General features: G+C 73.6%; 14 protein-coding genes. 9 read left to right on the top strand and 5 right to left on the bottom strand.

Annotation, left to right across the window (positions count from 1 at the left end):
• Positions 1 to 4 precede the first annotated feature (4 nt).
• Complete coding sequence (locus WIS52_RS26265; RefSeq protein WP_349301058.1) at positions 5 to 1,462, top strand: sensor histidine kinase; 1,458 nt, start codon at positions 5 to 7, stop codon at positions 1,460 to 1,462.
• Here the strand turns inward: WIS52_RS26265 and WIS52_RS26260 are convergent.
• Positions 1,456 to 2,427 (bottom strand): TAXI family TRAP transporter solute-binding subunit, encoded by a 972-nt coding sequence (locus WIS52_RS26260; RefSeq protein ID WP_349301057.1) that lies wholly within the window; start codon positions 2,425 to 2,427, stop codon positions 1,456 to 1,458. The genes WIS52_RS26265 and WIS52_RS26260 overlap by 7 nt on opposite strands.
• Before the next feature lie 93 nt (positions 2,428 to 2,520).
• Between WIS52_RS26260 and miaB the strand changes: the two genes are divergently transcribed.
• The 3 genes from miaB (at position 2,521) to WIS52_RS26245 (ending at position 5,282) form a co-directional block, all read left to right on the top strand.
• On the top strand, positions 2,521 to 4,017 hold the full coding sequence (miaB, locus tag WIS52_RS26255) for a tRNA (N6-isopentenyl adenosine(37)-C2)-methylthiotransferase MiaB (protein ID WP_349301056.1): 1,497 nt from the start codon (positions 2,521 to 2,523) through the stop codon (positions 4,015 to 4,017).
• Between the two features lie 6 nt (positions 4,018 to 4,023).
• Positions 4,024 to 4,479, top strand: coding sequence for an Rv2732c family membrane protein (locus WIS52_RS26250; RefSeq protein WP_349301055.1), 456 nt, complete (start codon positions 4,024 to 4,026; stop codon positions 4,477 to 4,479).
• A gap of 65 nt (positions 4,480 to 4,544) precedes the next feature.
• Positions 4,545 to 5,282, top strand: coding sequence for a GntR family transcriptional regulator (locus WIS52_RS26245; RefSeq protein ID WP_349301054.1), 738 nt, complete (start codon positions 4,545 to 4,547; stop codon positions 5,280 to 5,282).
• Between the two features lie 10 nt (positions 5,283 to 5,292).
• On the opposite strand, the gene WIS52_RS26240 is transcribed toward WIS52_RS26245, so the two are convergent.
• Genes WIS52_RS26240 through WIS52_RS26230 form a run of 3 tightly spaced genes read right to left on the bottom strand, consistent with a single transcriptional unit; the run spans position 5,293 to position 8,360 of the window.
• Entirely contained in the window at positions 5,293 to 6,228 is a 936-nt protein-coding gene (locus WIS52_RS26240; RefSeq protein ID WP_349301053.1) for an LLM class flavin-dependent oxidoreductase, read from the bottom strand.
• A gap of 6 nt (positions 6,229 to 6,234) precedes the next feature.
• Positions 6,235 to 7,407 carry a CaiB/BaiF CoA transferase family protein gene (locus WIS52_RS26235; protein WP_349301052.1) on the bottom strand — a complete coding sequence of 391 codons (1,173 nt, stop codon included), beginning with the start codon at positions 7,405 to 7,407 and terminating at the stop codon, positions 6,235 to 6,237.
• Positions 7,404 to 8,360 carry a beta/alpha barrel domain-containing protein gene (locus tag WIS52_RS26230; RefSeq protein ID WP_349301051.1) on the bottom strand — a complete coding sequence of 319 codons (957 nt, stop codon included), beginning with the start codon at positions 8,358 to 8,360 and terminating at the stop codon, positions 7,404 to 7,406. The genes WIS52_RS26235 and WIS52_RS26230 overlap by 4 nt, the downstream gene beginning before the upstream one ends.
• A gap of 175 nt (positions 8,361 to 8,535) precedes the next feature.
• Between WIS52_RS26230 and WIS52_RS26225 the strand changes: the two genes are divergently transcribed.
• Genes WIS52_RS26225 through WIS52_RS26205 form a run of 5 tightly spaced genes read left to right on the top strand, consistent with a single transcriptional unit; the run spans position 8,536 to position 14,720 of the window.
• Positions 8,536 to 9,717 carry an ABC transporter ATP-binding protein gene (locus WIS52_RS26225; RefSeq protein WP_349301050.1) on the top strand — a complete coding sequence of 394 codons (1,182 nt, stop codon included), beginning with the start codon at positions 8,536 to 8,538 and terminating at the stop codon, positions 9,715 to 9,717.
• On the top strand, positions 9,714 to 11,480 hold the full coding sequence (locus WIS52_RS26220) for an ABC transporter permease (protein ID WP_349301049.1): 1,767 nt from the start codon (positions 9,714 to 9,716) through the stop codon (positions 11,478 to 11,480). Before WIS52_RS26225 ends, WIS52_RS26220 begins: the two co-directional genes overlap by 4 nt.
• Before the next feature lie 2 nt (positions 11,481 to 11,482).
• Positions 11,483 to 12,595 carry an ABC transporter substrate-binding protein gene (locus WIS52_RS26215; RefSeq protein WP_349301048.1) on the top strand — a complete coding sequence of 371 codons (1,113 nt, stop codon included), beginning with the start codon at positions 11,483 to 11,485 and terminating at the stop codon, positions 12,593 to 12,595.
• Positions 12,592 to 13,824, top strand: a complete 1,233-nt coding sequence (locus WIS52_RS26210; protein ID WP_349301047.1) for a CaiB/BaiF CoA transferase family protein — start codon at positions 12,592 to 12,594, stop codon at positions 13,822 to 13,824. Before WIS52_RS26215 ends, WIS52_RS26210 begins: the two co-directional genes overlap by 4 nt.
• A complete protein-coding gene (locus tag WIS52_RS26205; protein ID WP_349301046.1) occupies positions 13,824 to 14,720 on the top strand; it encodes an HpcH/HpaI aldolase/citrate lyase family protein in 897 nt (298 codons plus the stop codon). The genes WIS52_RS26210 and WIS52_RS26205 overlap by 1 nt, the downstream gene beginning before the upstream one ends.
• 47 nt (positions 14,721 to 14,767) lie before the next feature.
• On the opposite strand, the gene WIS52_RS26200 is transcribed toward WIS52_RS26205, so the two are convergent.
• Complete coding sequence (locus WIS52_RS26200) at positions 14,768 to 16,195, bottom strand: DUF349 domain-containing protein (RefSeq protein ID WP_349301045.1); 1,428 nt, start codon at positions 16,193 to 16,195, stop codon at positions 14,768 to 14,770.
• Positions 16,196 to 16,321 lie beyond the last annotated feature (126 nt).

Raw genomic sequence — 16,321 nt, 5'->3', positions numbered from 1 at the left:
CGGAGTGCGCAGCCGGTTGCTGCTGGTCGTCCTCGTGCTCGTCGGCCTGCTCGCCGTCGGGCTCGGGGTGCCGCTCGCGCTGACCGACTCCCAGCGCGGCCAGGAGGAGCTGTTCACCGACCGGCTCACCGACACGATCTCCTTCGCCGCCTCGTCGCAGCGCCCGCTGCTCGAGGCGCCGTCGGGCCGGGCGGCGACGACCGTGTTCGCGGACGAGATCGTCCGCTACGACGAGGTCTACGGCGTCTCGGTCCTGATCTTCGACCGGACCGGCTCGCTGATCGTCGCCTCCCGGCCGTCCGACCGGCTCCCCGCACTGTCCGACGACGCCACCGACCGGCTCGAGGTGGCGCTGGCCGGACGCCGCTCGCAGACCTACCCGCTGCTCATGCCGTGGGACTCGACCGCGCTCGTGCTGGCCGAACCGGTGCTGGTCGACGGCGAGGTGGTCGGCGCCGCGATGACCGTGTCACCCACCGACGCGCTGCGGGCCGGCCAGATCCGGACCTGGTCGGTGGTCGCGGGGGCGGCGGTCGTCGCGCTGCTGGCCGGGACGCTGGTGGCGCTGCCGCTGACCGCGTGGATCCTGCGCCCGGTACGCCGGCTCGACGAGGCGATGGACCGGGTCGGCACCTCGGTGCTCGCCGGCGGACCGGCCGGCCCGGCGACCCGCCGGAGCGGCCCGCCGGAGCTGCGCCGGCTCTCCGAGTCGTTCGACCGGATGACCGGCACCGTGCGCGAGGTGCTGGTCGCGCAACGGGCGTTCGTCGCCGACGCCTCGCACCAGCTGCGCAACCCGCTGACCGCGCTGCGCCTGCGGCTGTCCAACCTGGACGGTCGGCTGGATGTCGGCGCGACCGACGACCACCTGGCCGCGATGGAGGAGGCCGAGCGCCTGTCCCGGGTGCTGGACGGGCTGCTGGCGCTCGCCCGGGCCGAGCGGGCGGCCGAGTCGGGCCCGGACGGCACCGGCGCCACCGAGCTCGACGACGTCGTCGCCGACCGGGTGGAGAACTGGCGGCCGCTGGCCGAGCACACCGGGGTCGAGCTGCGGGCCGGCGGTCCCCGCGGGTTGCGGGCCCGGATCGACCCGGCCGGGCTGGAGACGGTGCTCGACGCGGTCCTGGACAACGCGCTGAAGTACACCCCGGACGGCGGCCGGGTCCGGGTGGCGACGCTGCGGCTGGCCGACCGGGTCGGGGTCAGCGTGGTCGACGGCGGCCCGGGGATGGACGCCCACGACCGGGCCCGGGCCACCGACCGGTTCTGGCGGGCCCCCGGTCAGACCAACGTGGAGGGCAGCGGGCTCGGGCTGGCGATCGCCGCGCGGACCGCGGCCGGCGCCGGCGGCACCCTGGCACTGGACGACGCGCCCGGCGGGGGACTGCGGGTCACCCTCTGGCTCGACCCGGCACCGGCTCCGGCGGGCGACCTGCCGGCCCCGTCGGAGAACGGTCAGTAGTCCTTCGCCGACCGGTAGAACTGCAACGCGCCGGGGTGCAGCGGCACCGGCTGGGTCCCGATCGCCGAGCGCGAGTCGATCGTCACCGCCGCCGGGCTGGCCTGTGCCAGCCGTGGCTGGTCGAGGAACGCGGCGTCGATCAGCGCGCGGGCGGTGCCGTCGTCCATCGCCGCCGTCACCAGCAGGACGTTGCGCACCGACAGGCACGCGACCGGCCCGGGCAGGCCGTAGGTGTTCGCCGGGACCGTGCCGACCGAGTAGACCGGGAACCGCTGGCGCACCCGGTCGAGCACGTCACCGAGGTCCAGCAGCCGGATCGGCAGCTCGTCGGCCAGGTCCCGGATGCCGCCGGTCGGGACCCCGCCGGACCAGAAGAAGGCGTCGATGCGGTCCGCGCGCAACGCCGCGTCCGCCTCGGGCAGGCCCAGCTCGGCACGCTCGCCGAGCCCGTCGGCGCCGATCCCGGCCGCATCCAGCAGGCGCAGCGCGATCGGCTGGTAGCCGCTGCCGGCCGGGCCGATCGAGACCCGGGCGCCGCGCAGGTCGTCGAGGGTGCGGAAGTCGGAGTCCCGCCGGACGACGACGTGCGTGACGTCGTCGTAGAGCCGGGCCAGCGCCATCGGCTCGCCGGGCCCGGTGATCCCGGTGGCGACGTCGGCGGCGACGTCGACCTGGCTGATCGCGACCGTGGCGGCCCCGCCGGTGAGCAGCTGCATGTTCTCGGTGCTGCCGGCGGTCGTCAGCACCTGCGGCGCCCCGTCCAGGCCGAGCCGTTCGCGCCAGATGTCGGCCAGGGTCCCGGCGAGCGAGATGTAGACACCGGGCCGCACCCCGCCGGCGATCACCAGCGGGGTCGCCGGGGCCGACGGCGTGCACGCCGTGGCACCGAGCGCGGCGCCACCGGCGAGCGCGGCGCGCAGCAGTGCGCGCCGGGACAGCCCCAGCGTGCTTCGCGGACCGGACACGTGCTCATCCTCCCCGACCGGCCCCCGGCCGTCCGCACCGGCGGGCCCGCCCCGCACAGCAGGTCGGCGCTGGTGGCGCCTACCCTCGGGGGCGTGACCCGCAGCTACACCGTGCGCACCTACGGGTGCCAGATGAACGTGCACGACTCGGAGCGGATGGCCGGCCTGCTGGAGGACGCCGGGTACGCCCGCGCGCAGGACCCGGACACCGCCGACGTCGTCGTGTTCAACACCTGCGCGGTCCGCGAGAACGCCGACAACAAGCTCTACGGCAACCTCGGTCACCTGCGCCCGCGCAAGGACGCGAACCCGGACATGCAGATCGCCGTCGGCGGGTGTCTCGCGCAGAAGGACCGCGACACGATCACCCGCCGGGCGCCGTGGGTCGACGTCGTGTTCGGCACCCACAACGTGCACGCGCTGCCGACCCTGCTGGAACGGGCCCGGCACAACGAGACCGCGCAGGTCGAGATCGCCGAGGCGCTCGAGGTGTTCCCCTCGACGCTGCCCGCCCGCCGCGAGTCCGCCTACGCCGGCTGGGTGTCGATCTCGGTGGGGTGCAACAACACCTGCACGTTCTGCATCGTGCCGGCGCTGCGCGGCAAGGAGCGCGACCGGCGCCCCGGCGACGTGCTCGCCGAGGTCCAGGCCCTCGCCGCCGACGGCGTGCTCGAGGTGACCCTGCTCGGGCAGAACGTGAACGCCTACGGCTCCGACTTCAGCGACGACACCGCCGACAAGTCCGCTTTCTCGAAGCTGCTGCGGGCCTGCGGCGGCGTCGAGGGCCTGGAACGCGTGCGCTTCACCAGCCCGCACCCCCGGGACTTCACCGCCGACGTCATCGCCGCGATGGCCGAGACGCCGAACGTGTGCCCGCAGCTGCACATGCCGCTGCAGTCCGGCTCCGACGACGTGCTGCGCCGGATGCGGCGCTCCTACCGCTCGGAGCGGTTCCTGAAGATCCTCTCCGACGTGCGGGCGTCGATCCCGCACGCGGCGATCTCCACCGACATCATCGTCGGGTTCCCCGGGGAGACCGAGGAGGACTTCCGGGCCACCCTCGACGTCGTCGCCGAGTCCCGGTTCTCCCAGGCCTTCACCTTCCAGTACTCGAAGCGCCCCGGGACGCCCGCCGCGGACCTGCCCGACCAGCTGCCGAAGCAAGTCGTGCAGGAACGCTACGAGCGGCTCGTCGCGCTGCAGGAGGAGATCTCCTGGTCCGAGAACCGTGCCCAGATCGGCCGCGAGGTCGAGCTGCTGGTCTCGACGGGGGAGGGCCGCAAGGACGGCGCGACCCGGCGGCTCACCGGACGCGCCCGCGACGGCCGGCTGGTGCACTTCGCGCCGGACGGGGCCGCCGGGATCCGGCCCGGTGACGTCGTCACCGTCGAGATCGACCACGCCGCGCCGCACCACCTCGTCGCCGACGGCGGCGTGCGCACCCACCGCCGCACGCGGGCCGGGGACGCCGCCGAGGCCGGTACCCGCCCGGCCGGTGCGCCGACGACACTCGGGTTGCCCGGTTTCGGCACCCCGCCGCCCGCTCCGCCGCAGCCCGAGCCGGCCTGCGCCGTGCCGTCCGAGAGGTAGCACCCGATGAACGACCACGACGTCTCGCCCGAGACCCGCGCCGAGATCACCGGCGCCGAGCACGCCGTCCTGCGCCGGATCGATCCCGGTGCCCGGGCGATGGTGGTCGCGCTGGGCGCGGTCGCCGCCGTCGCGGGCGTGCTGCTGCCCTGGGTGCAGGGCGCGCCGGGCTGGCAGGTGCTGGCCGGCACCGTCACCGCCGGGTTCTTCCCGACGCTGTTCGCCTGGACGCTGACCGTGTTCGCGATCGTCGTCTCCGCCGCCACGCTGCTCACCCGGCTGTGGGTGCTGGCCTGGCTCGCGGCCCTGGGCTGCGGGATCGCCACGGTCAACGGGGTCTGGGCGATCTGGTCGATGCAGACCGGTGGGGTCGGCGCCCCGGGACCGGGGCTGGTGATCGCGGTGATCGCCGCCGTCGTGCTGACGTTCACCTGGGCCGGCGGGGCCTTCCAGCGGCACTGAGGCCCGGCGGTCGAGGGCCGAAGCAGCGGCACTGCGCCCGGCACCGGCGGACAGGGGGAGGACACGTGAGCGGCTCCGGACCACGGGGCACGGCGAGCAGGCTGGTCTACGACGGGCTGCGGGCCGGGATCACGCACGGCGAGTACCTGCCGGGCCAGCGGTTGAGCGAGGTCGACCTGGCCGAGGCCTTCGGGGTGTCCCGGACCCCGGTCCGGGAGGCGCTGCGGCTGCTGAGTGCGGACGGGATGATCGACTACCGGCCGCGGTCGGTCGCGGTCGTCGCGGAGTGGGGCGATGAGGAGGTCACCCACCTCACCCACCTGCGCTCCCGGCTGGAGGGCTACGCGGCGTCGGTGGCCGCCGAGCACGCGACGCCGGAGCACGTCGCCCGGCTCCGGGAGCTCAACCAGCAGCTGCGCGACCTGGCCGCCGCCGACGGCCGGGAGGACCCGGAGGTCGTCAGCGGGCTCGTCCGCGTCAACATCGAGTTCCACGAGCTGATCGTGACCATCACCGGCAGCCGGATCCTGCACGACCACTTCCACCGGATGCTGCACTACCCGCTGCACCAGCGGGTGATGCGGATCTACGGCACGGACGGGCTGCGCACCAGCTTCCAGCAGCACGACGTCATCGTCACCGCGCTGGAGGACGGCGACGGCGCCTGGGCGGGCGCACTCATGCGCGCGCACATCCTGAGCTCCCGCTCCTACTCGGTGCACGGGCGCCGGGCCGGCGCGGCGGGCACGGAGCCGGCGGGCACCGGGCCGGCGGACGTCGAGGTGGCCGCCGGCCCGGCGTGACCGTCCGGCCTCAGGACCGCATCACGCGTTCGGCCAGCAGGGCCGCCTGGTCGCGGTGGTGGTCCCAGGGCGCCAGCGGGATGAACACCATGTCGGTCAGCCCGAGGGCCCGGTACTCCTCGACCCGCTCGCGGACCCGGTCCGGACTGCCGACCAGGCACAGCTTGTCCAGCACGTGGTCCCCGACGGGCTGCTGGTAGCGCTCCGCGAAGTGAGCCCGGGCCGCCTCGCGGGCCCGGTCGTCGTTCTCGTCCACCAGGGTGTGCAGGTAGGCGCCCAGCGGCGGCATCGGCCGGCCGGTCGCGGCCGCCCGCGCGCGCATGAGCCGCGCCTTCTCCTCGAACTGCCGCGGGGAGACGTACGCCGGCAGCCACCCCGCTCCCTGGTCGACGGACCGGAGGGCGGCCCGCTCCGACTTCCCGCCGACCCACAGCGGCGGCCCGCCCGGCTGCACCGGCCCCGGCTGGATCGTGATGCCGTCGAACGAGACGAACCGGCCGTGGTGGCTGATCTCCGTGCCGCTCCACAGCGCCCGGGCGACGTCGAGGTACTCGTCGGTGCGCGCACCCCGCGCCGCCGGCGGTACCCCCGCCCCCTCGAAGTCCTTCATACCCTCGCCGCCGACCCCGATGCCGAGCTCGAGGCGCCCGCCGCTGAGCTGGTCGAGGCTCGCCGCGGTCTTGGCCATCCAGACCGGCTGGCGCAGCGGCAGCAGGATGATCCCGGTGCCCAGCCGGATGTGTTCGGTACCGGCCGCCAGGTAGGCGAGCATGACGAACGCGTCGTGGATCGGGTTGTGGAACGACAGGTGCTCACCGGCCCAGACCGAGTCGAAGCCGGCCTCCTCGGCGGCGCGGGCCGTGGCGAGCAGCTCGGTGCCGGCGGGCATCCCGTCCGGGAACTGCCCGGCGACCTGGAAGCCGATCTTCAGGTGGGTACTGTCCATCTGCGGTCACAGCCCTTCCGGGTCGAGGCCGAGCTCGCCGGAGAGGATCTCCTCGTTGTGCGCGCCCAGCGGTGGCGCGCTGTGCGTGATCCGCCCCGGCGTCCGGGAGAGGACACCGACGACGTTCTGCATGCGCACCGGTCCCAGCTCGTGGTCCGCGACCGTCACGACGTTGCCCCGCTCGCGGTAGTGCGGATCGTCCATGATCCGCTCGACGTCGTAGACGGCCTCGGCCGTGGCGTGCCCCTCGTGGCAGACCCGCAGGGCCTCGTCGAGGGTGAACCGCCCGACCGCCTCCTGCAGCGCGGACTCCAGCGCGACGACGTTCGCGAGCCGGTCCCGGTTGGTGGCGAACCGCGGATCCCCGATCAGCGCCGGGCACCCGAGCGCCCGGCAGATCCGCTCGAACGCCCCCTGGCTGCTGCCCGCCAGCACCAGGTACTGGCCGTCGCTGGTCCGGAACGTGTTGCGCGGGGAGGCGAACGGCAGCCGGCTGCCGTCCCGGTGCTGGACGACGCCGAGCTGGTCGTGGTCGATCACGTGCGACCCGATCAGGGTGAACAGCGACTCGTACAGGCCGAGGTCGACGTGCTGGCCGTGCCCGTGGGCGTCCCGGGACCGGAGCGCGACCATCGTGAGGTAGGCCGCGGTCAGCCCGGTCGTGGAGTCGGCCAGGCCGAAGCCGGGGAGCAGCGGGGCGCCGTCGGCGTCGCCGGTCACCTGCGCGAAGCCGGAGAATCCCTCGGCGAGCGTGCCGAAACCGCGGCGGTGCGCGTACGGCCCGGTGCGCCCGAAGCCGGAGATGCTGGTGTAGACGATCCGCTCGTTGACCGCCGCCAGGTCGGAGTAGCCGAGCCCCCAGCCCTCCAGCGTGCCCGGCCGGAAGTTCTCCAGCACGACGTCGGCGGTCCGGGCCAGGTCCCGGACCGCCTGCTGGGCGGTGGGCTCGTGCAGGTCGAGTGTGATCGACTTCTTGTTCCGGTTGACGACCTTGTGGAACAGCCCGACGCCGTCCTTGGCGTAGCCCCAGCTCCGGATCTCGTCGCCGGTGCCGGGGCGTTCGACCTTGATGACCTCGGCGCCGTGGTCGGCGAGGAACATGCCGGCGATCGGCGCGGCGAGGAAGTTGGCGACCTCCAGCACCCGGATCCCGGCGAGCGACCCGTCGGGCGCGGTCATCGGGCGGCCGCCCCGTTCGAGCCGGCTGCCGAGAGCGCGAGGACGCTCTCCTGGGTCGCGCCCCGGGCCGCCGGGCTGACGCTGCGGACCCCCAGGATCCCGGCGACGTCGTCGGAGGCGCGCAGCACGGCGGGCAGGTCGAGCCCGCAGTCGATGTCGAGCAGGGTCAGCAGGTGCACGAGGTCCTCCGTCGCGAGGTTGCCGAAGTCGGCCATCCCCGGGGGCATGGCGATGCCGCCGCCGATCCCGCAGACCGCGCTCTCGAAGCGCCGGACCCCGGCCAGCAGGCCCGCCAGCACGGTCGCCGAGGAGAAGCCGTTGGTGGTGTGGATGTGCAGGCCGAGGTCGAGATCGGGATGGGTGTCCAGGACGCGCGCGCACAGGTCGTGCACCCGCCGGGGACTGTCCAGCCCGGTGCTGCACGCCAGGTACACCGAGCTGACGCCGTTGTCGGTCAGCCGTTCCAGGATCGCCATGATCCGCTCCGGGGGTGTCTCGGCCTCGTACGGGTCGAAGAAGGCCAGCCCGATCGCGGCCTCGCAGGGCAGCTCCCGCGCGCGGCACCACGTCGCGACGTCGACGAGCTGGTCGAGCAGCTCCGGATGCGTCTTCCCCTGGTTCTTCAGGCTGTACACCGAGGTCGCCGTCATCAGCGCGACGGCTGTGGTGACCCCCGCGTCGAGGGCCCGCTCGGCGCCGCGCAGGTTCGGCACCAGCGCGCGGTAGTCGACGCCGCGCCGGCGGGGCAGGGCCCGCAGCAGCGCGTCCGCGTCCGCGAGGTCGGGAACCATCCGCGGGTGCGAGAAGGCGGTCACCTCGATCGAGGTGACGCCCGCGTCGAGCATCCGCTCGACGATCCGGACCTTGTCCTCGGTGGACACCCACGTCCCGAGACTCTGCAGTCCGTCGCGGGGCGCGACCTCGGTGACCGAGACGCGTTCGGGCAGTCTCATCCCATCTCCTGTATGTCGGATGATCTCAAGATCGTTCTGACCGTCTCAGCGGCATCGCGACCGTATATCGCTCTGAGCTGGAATTTTCCGTGAATTCCGGCGAAGTCTTGACTAGGTCGTGTGATCGACGTTACTCATAAGTGTATACAGCAGTCAACGACGACTGGAGGCCTCGGTGCCCACTCGAACCACCCCCGCTCACGCGGCGCCTCCGGCCGCGGCGGGCCCGGCCGACGGCGGCCACGGCCGTTCCGTCCGGATGCGCGGCCTGCGCAAGACCTTCGGCAGCGCGGTCGCGGTCAAGTCGCTGGACCTCGACATCGGGGCCGGCGAGATGCTGGTCCTGCTCGGGCCGTCGGGGTGCGGGAAGACCACGACGATGCGCTGCGTCGTCGGCCTCGAGGAGCCGACCGAGGGCCGGATCGAGATCGGCGGCGACGCGGTGTTCGACGCCCGGACCCACATGTCGGTGCCGGTGCACAAGCGCAACGTCGGGATGGTCTTCCAGTCGTACGCGATCTGGCCGCACATGACCGTCGCCGAGAACGTCGCCTTCCCGCTGCAGATGAAGGGCCTGGGCCGGCGCGAGATCGCCGCCGAGGTCGAGCGGACCCTGGAGCTCGTCGGGATGGAGGCGTTCGGCGAACGGCCGGCGAGCAAGCTCAGCGGCGGCCAGATGCAGCGCGTCGCGCTGGCCCGCAGCGTCGCCATGCGCCCCGGAGTCCTGCTGCTCGACGAGCCGCTGTCCAATCTGGACGCGAAGCTGCGGGACCGGCTGCGGTTCGAGCTCCGCGACCTGCAGCAGCGGGTCGGGATCACCGCGATCTACGTGACGCACGACCAGTCCGAGGCGCTGGCCCTGGCCGACCGGGTCGCGGTCATGCGCGACGGCGAGATCGTCCAGCTCGCGCCCCCGCTGGAGCTGTACCGCAACCCGTGCAACACCTTCGTCGCCGACTTCCTCGGGGTGGACAACCTGTTCCCGGTGGAGCGGGTCACCGACGACGACGGTGCGCCCGGCGTCCGGCTCACCGGCCACGGGCTGGTGCTGCGGACCGGGCAGGAGGTGCCCGCCGGTTCCGGGCTGCACGCCTGCATCCGTCCCGAGCACGTGCGGGTCTTCTCCGCCGCGCCGGGCGGCGAGAACGTCGCCGCAGGCCGGGTGCGGGTCGCGAGCTTCCTGGGCAGCCAGATGCGTTACGAGATCGACCTGGGCGACGACCTCGTGGTGCACGCGGCCTGCCCCGCCGAGGACGACGCCATGCTCCGCGAGCGGGAAGCGGTCTGGATCCGGATCGACCCGGCACGGGTCCAGGTGCTCGCCGAGGATGCCGCGCCCGCCGGGGACACCCGGTGAGCGCGCCGACGCTGCCCCCGGAACCACCGCTGGTCCAGCCCGAACCGGAGCAGGGACGCCGGCCCGACCGGGGCGGCGGCACCACGCGCCTCGTGCGGTGGCTGCCGGTCACCGTGCTGGTCGTGCTGCTGTCGTTCCTGGTCGTGCTGCCGGTGGGCATGCTGGTCTACGCCTCGTTCTCCGACGTCGCGCCGCGGCCGGGGGCCGAGCCGTCGTTCACCCTGGACAACTACCGGGGGCTGCTCACCCCCGGCGTCGGGAGCGCGCTGCTGAACTCGGTGCTGGTGTCGCTCGGCGGGACCGTCGCCGCGCTGGTCATGGGCGGCGGGCTGGCCTGGCTGGTCACCCGCACCAACGTGCCGTGCAAGCGGCTGCTGCAGGTCGCCGGGATCGCGCCGCTGTTCATCTCCTCGATGATCGGTGCGCTGGCCTGGGCGCTGCTGAGCTCGCCCCGGACCGGCTACCTCAACCAGGCGCTGGTGGCGCTGGGGATCCCGTTCACCTTCAACGTCTACAGCCTGACCGGGATGATCCTGGTGTTCGGCCTGTACTACGCGCCGTACGCCTTCATGTTCGTCCAGAGCGCACTGTCGCTGATGAACCCCGAGCTGGAGGAGGCCGGGGAGGCACACGGCGCGACCAAGGTGCGGGTGGCCCGGCGGGTCAGCTTCCCGCTGATCAAGCCGGCGGTGATGGGCGCCGCGATCCTGGTGTTCGTCCTGATCTTCGAGAACTTCCCGATCCCGACGATCCTCGGCGCCCGGGAACGGGTCGACACCATCCCGTCGCAGATCTACCGGCTGATCGTGAGTGCCCCGCCGGACGCCAACCGGGCCGCGTCCCTCGGCATGATCCTCATGGCGATCATGGTGACGCTGGTCTACATCCAGCGCCGGGTCCTGGCCGCCCGCGAGTACACGACGGTCAGCGGCAAGGGCTTCAAGCCCCGGGTCAACGACATCGGGCGCTGGAAGTGGGTGGGACTGGGCGCCGGCCTGGCCTACCTGTTCCTCGCCGTCGTCCTGCCGGCCTTCGCGCTGCTGCAGAGCTCGCTGCGCAGCCACCAGTACATCGGCTCGTTCGCCGACCTGTTCGTGCTGTCCGACCTGTCGCCGGACGCGTTCACCTCGATGCTGACCTACGGGCCGTTCCAGCTCGGGCTGCGCAACACGCTGATCCTCGGCGTGCTCACCGCGGTCATCGGCGGCCTGCTGCACTTCGTTCTCGCCTACACCGTGCTGCGCACCCGCTCGCCCGGGCGCGGCCTGCTCGAGTACCTCGCGATGGCCCCGGTCGGCATCCCGGCGCTGGTCATCGGGATGGGCTTCCTGTGGGGCTGGACGACGCTGGACCTGCTCCCCATCTACGGGACGCTGGTCATCCTCGCGCTGGCCTACATCGCGCGGTTCATGCCGCAGGGCTTCCGCGGCGTGGCGTCGTCCATCACCCAGGTGCACCCGGACCTGGAGGACAGCGCGATCGTCTCCGGGGCGAACCGCATCCGGGCGGTCTGGCGGATCACGCTGCCGCTCATCCGGGTCGGCGTCGTGTCGACGATGTTGCTGCTGTTCATCCTCTCGATGCGCGAGCTCAGCACGTCGATCTTCCTGTTCTCCGCGGAGACCCGGATCCTCTCGGTGGTCATCTTCGAGCAGTGGGAGAGCGGGCGATGGCCCCGCGCCGCCGCCATCAGCATCATCTACAGCTCCCTGCTGATGGTGCTCACCGTGATCAGTCGTAAATGGTTCAAGACGGAAGGATGACCATGGGCAGGCACAACGGAGTGCGCCGCGTCGCCCTGTCGCTGACGGCGGCCGCGGTCCTGCTCGTCCCGCTCGCCTGCGGGACGGGTGGCGGGGCGGGCGACTCGGTGAACGAGGCCGGCGAGCTGGTGATCGACGGCGAGCTCGTCGCCGACGCCGCGCTGATGGAGGCGGCACTCGCCGAGGGCTCGGTGACGGTCTACTCGGGGGTCCCGGAGAGCATCGAGGCCACGATGCAGGAGGAGTTCACCGCGGCCACCGGCATCGACGTGGTCAACGTCCGGCTGCCCTCGGGCCAGCTGTACGAGCGGATCCTGACCGAGCACGGCTCGGGCGTCCTCGAGGCCGACGTCGTGCACGTCAGCGACCTCAGCTTCGTCGAGGACTTCCGGGAGTCCGGGATCAGCCGGCCCTACGAGGTCGCCGCCTGGGACAAGATCCCCGAGCAGTACCGGCAGGACGAGGGCCACTACTACGCGATGATCATCGGGATGATGGGCTTCGCCTACAACACCGAGCTGGTGCCGGCGGAGGAGGCCCCCCGCACCTGGGCGGACCTGCTGGATCCGAAGTGGACCAACGAGATCGCGATGCACCACGCGGGCGCGGGCGGCTCGTCCTGGTCGTGGGCGCTCTTCCAGCGTCAGGCCTTCGGCGAGGAGTACTGGCAGCAGCTCGCCGCCCAGCGGCCGGCGCTGTACCCGTCCACCGCGGCGATCACCGAGGAGCTCGTGCGCGGCGAGGTGTCGATCGCGGTCAACCACATCGGCACGGTCAACCAGCGTCAGGAGGAGGGCGCCCCGGTCGCGAGCATCTACCCCGACGACGGCGTGACCGTGTTCCCGTTCTACACGGTCCAGACCGAGGGGAGCTCGAGCCCGGCCGCGGCCGACGTGCTGCAGAACTGGACGATGTCCACCGCCGGTGCGCGCGCCCTCGACACGGCCTCCGGCGAGTACCACCCGAACGTCGACGCCGTGCCGCCCACGGTGCTCGACGAGCAGCAGCCGCCGATCACCGACCTGGACCTGATCGTCGCCGACGAGCAGGACTGGGTGGGGCTGCGCGACGAGTGGGTGTCCGAGTGGAACCGCATCTACGGGTACACCGGATGACCGCGCCGGACGGGAACACCGCGGCACCGGCACCCGCCGGCCCGCTGGCCGGGCTCCGGGTGATCGACGCCGGGACGCTCGCCGCCGGGCCGTTCACGGCGACGCTGCTCGGCGACATGGGCGCCGACGTCATCAAGCTGGAGCACCCGGTCCGGGACGACCCCGCCCGTGCCTACGGCCCGCAGGTCGACGGCGTCGGGATGTTCTGGAAGACGCTGTCGCGCAACAAGCGGTGCGTCACGCTGAATCTCGGGAAGGAGCAGGGACGGGAGCTGTTCCTGCGGCTCGTGGAGCGCTCCGACGTGGTGGTCGAGAACTTCCGCGGCGGCACCTTCGAGCGGTGGGGGCTGGGCTGGGACGTCCTGCGGGAGGTCAACCCGGGCCTGGTCCTGCTGCGGACCAGCGGGTTCGGCCAGACCGGCCCGTACAGCCATATGCCCGGGTTCGGCACGCTCGCCGAGTCGATGTCGGGCTTCGCGCACATCACCGGCGAGCCCGACGGCCCGCCGCAGCTCCCGCAGTTCCCGCTCGCCGACGGCGTCGCCGCGATGAACGGGGCGTTCGGTGTGGTCTCGGCGCTGCACGCCCGCTCGGTCAACGGCGGGCACGGGCAGTGGATCGACAACAACCTGTGCGAGCCGCTCATGCGGCTCATGGAGATCGCGTCGGTGGAGGCGGCGCAGACCGGGGTGAGCCGGATGCGTACCGGCACCCGGCTCAAGGACACCGCGCCCCGCGGGGCCTACCGCACCGCCGAGCCCGGGAAGTGGATCGCGCTGTCCGGGTCCAGCTCCGCCACCGCCCGCCGGATCCTCACCGCGGTGGGCCGGGCCGACCTGGCCAACGCCGAGCACCTGCAGGACAACCAGGGACGGGTCGCGCACGCCGACGTCATCGACGCCGCGATCGGGACCTGGATGAGCTCGCAGACCCAGGCCGACGCGCTGAAGGTGCTCCGGGACGCCGACGCGCCGGTCGCGCCGATCTACGACAGCACCGAGGCGCTGGCCGACCCGCACTTCACCGCCACCGGGGTGTTCACCGACGTGCCCGACCCGGAGCTGGGGTCGCTGACCGTCCAGCGGGCGTTCCCCACCTTCTCCGAGTCGCCGGGGTCGATCCGGTTCCTCGGCCCCGAGAAGGGCGAGCACAACGAGGAGGTCTGGCTCGGCGACGTCGGGCTCGACCGGGCCGCCTACGACGACGCCCGCGCCGCGGGGGTGATCTGATGTCGACGATCCCGGAGCGCCGGGCCCGGATCGGCGCGGCCCGCGCGCTGCTGTTCGCGCCGGCCAACGAGGCCCGCAAGGTACGCCGGCTCCCGGACTTCGGGGCCGACGCGGTGGTGCTCGACCTCGAGGACGCGGTGGCGGACTCCGAGGCCGAGGCGGCCCGGGCGGGGGTGGCCTCCGCGCTGGCCACGCCCGCGTACCGCGACGCGGCCGCCGTCCGGTGCGTCCGGATCAACTCCTGGTCCTCGGGCCTCGGTCCGGTGGACCTGCGCGGGCTCCCGGTCGCGCTGCTCGACGCCGTCGTCGTGCCGAAGGTGGAGACGGCCGCGGAGCTGGTGGAGATCGACCGGGCGCTGGCGGGCGCCGAGCGGGAGGCGGGACTCGAGCCCGGCGCGGTCGGGCTGATCTGCCTCGTCGAGACCGCACGCGGCATCACCGGGCTGCCGGGGATCTGTGCGGACCTGCCCGCCCGCGTCGCACGGCTGGTGTTCGGCTCCGGTGACTTCACCGCCGAGCTGGGCGTCACCTGGCGGCCGATGAGCCCGGCGACCGTGACCGCCCGGGACCTGGTCGTGCTGCACTCCCGCGCGGCCGGGCTGCCACCGCCGTTCGACGGGCCCTACCTGGACATCCACGACGCCGACGGGCTGCGCCGGGACTGCGAGGACAGCCTCGCGCACGGCCTGACCGGGCGGGTGTGCGTCTACCCGGCACAGGTGGCCGTCGCGCAGGGCGTGTACGCCGACGACGCCGACCTCGACCACGCCCGCCGGCTGGTGGACGCGTTCGAGAAGGCCCTCGGCGAGGGCTCGGCGTCCATCCAGTTCGACGGCGTCTTCGTGGACTACCCGATCTACGAGCAGGCGCGGCGGAAGGTGGCGAGGGCGAGCTGACGACGGGCGGGCGGTGCTCGTGCCCGGGCACCGCCCGCCCGACGCGGCTACCGGTCGTCGACGGCCTGCTCGGCGGCCTCCAGCCAGGTCCGCCACTGCGCGGCCTGGGCGTGCGCCTGCTCGGCGCGGCGCTGGTCACCGGACGCCTCGGCCTTCTCCGCCTGCGCCTCGAACTGCTCGACCTTGGCCCGGAACTGCTCGACCCGGGCCTGGGCCTCCGGGTCGGTGCGGCGCCACTGCTTGTCGGCGGCCTCGGCGACCCGCTCCTCGATCCCGCGCAGCCGGCCCTCCAGGGTCCGGATCTCGTCGCGCGGCACCTTGCCGATGTCCTCCCAGCGCTCCTGCACCGCGCGCAACGCGGCGCGGGCGGCGTCCGGGTCGGACAGGTCGATCCGCTGCTCGGCCTCGGTGAGCAGCGCCTTCTTGGCCTCGGCGTTGTCGGCGAACTCGGCGTCCCGCGCGGCGAAGTGCTCGTTACGGCGCGCGAAGAACCGGTCCTGGGCGCCGCGGAACCGGGCCCACAGCGCGTCGTCGGCGTCCCGGTGCGCGCGTCCGGCGGCCTTCCACTCGGTCATCAGGTCCCGGTAGGCCGCCGCGGTCGACGCCCACTCGTCGGAGTCCGCGATCGCCTCGGCCTGCGCGGCCAGCTCCTCCTTGCGCTCGCGGGCGGTGACCCGCTGGCGGTCGAGATCGGCGAAGTGCGAGCCGCGCCGCCGGTTGAACACCTCACGCGCCTTCGAGTAGCGCTTCCACAGCGCCTCGTCGGTCTTGCGGTCCACGCCCTTGATCGAGCGCCACTCGTCGAGGACGGCCTTGAACCGGTCCCCGGCCTGCTTCCACTGAGTGGACTCCTCGGCCAGCTTCTCCGCCTCGACCGCGAGCGCCTCCTTGCGGGCGACGGCGTCGGTGCGGGCCCGGTCGCGCTCCTCGCGGGCGGCGGCCACCCCCTGCTCGGCCAGCCCGACGAGCTCGTCGAGCCGGGACCGCAGCGCCGGGACGTCGCCGACGACGGCGGCCTCGTCGAGCCCGTCGCGCAGCGCGAGGGCCGCGGTCTGGGACGCCTTCGCGTCCCCGCCGCCGGCGATCCGCGCGGCGAGCACCTCGGCCTCGGTGACCAGCGCGTCGAACCGGCGCGCGTAGTGCTCCAGCCCCTCGGCCGGGGGACCGGCCTGGTAGGAGCCGACCACCCGCTCGCCCTCGTCGGTGACGAGGGTGATGGTGCCGTCGTCGTCGGCGCGGCCCCAGCGTCCCGGGTCGGCCTCGGCGCTCGGGACCGGCGAGGGGTGCGCGGCCGGTGGTGCCGGCGGCGGTGCGGGGGTGGGCTGCGCCCCCGACGAGGGCGGCGCGGGCCGGGGGCCGGGCGGCGGGCCGGGCTTCGCACCGGGCGGCGGGCCGGGCTTGGGGATCGAGCCGGGCGTGGGTGTGCCTCCGGACCCGGGCGGCGGTGCGGGGCGGGCGGCGTTGGTCTCGGGCACCGGTGTGTCCTCCTCGTTCGGCCCACCGGATCACCGGCGGGCGCCCCGCCCGGGGGACCGGAGGGGGCCGTGCGCGCTCCGGCCCCCTCGCGGGGCGAGAGACCGGAGAGGCGATTCAAGCAGGTC

This window comes from Pseudonocardia nematodicida, from assembly GCF_040105385.1.
In the GTDB taxonomy this organism is placed as follows: domain Bacteria; phylum Actinomycetota; class Actinomycetes; order Mycobacteriales; family Pseudonocardiaceae; genus Pseudonocardia; species Pseudonocardia nematodicida.
The sequence above is the reverse complement of the archived record's forward strand: the minus strand, read 5'-3'. Positions and strand labels throughout refer to the sequence as shown.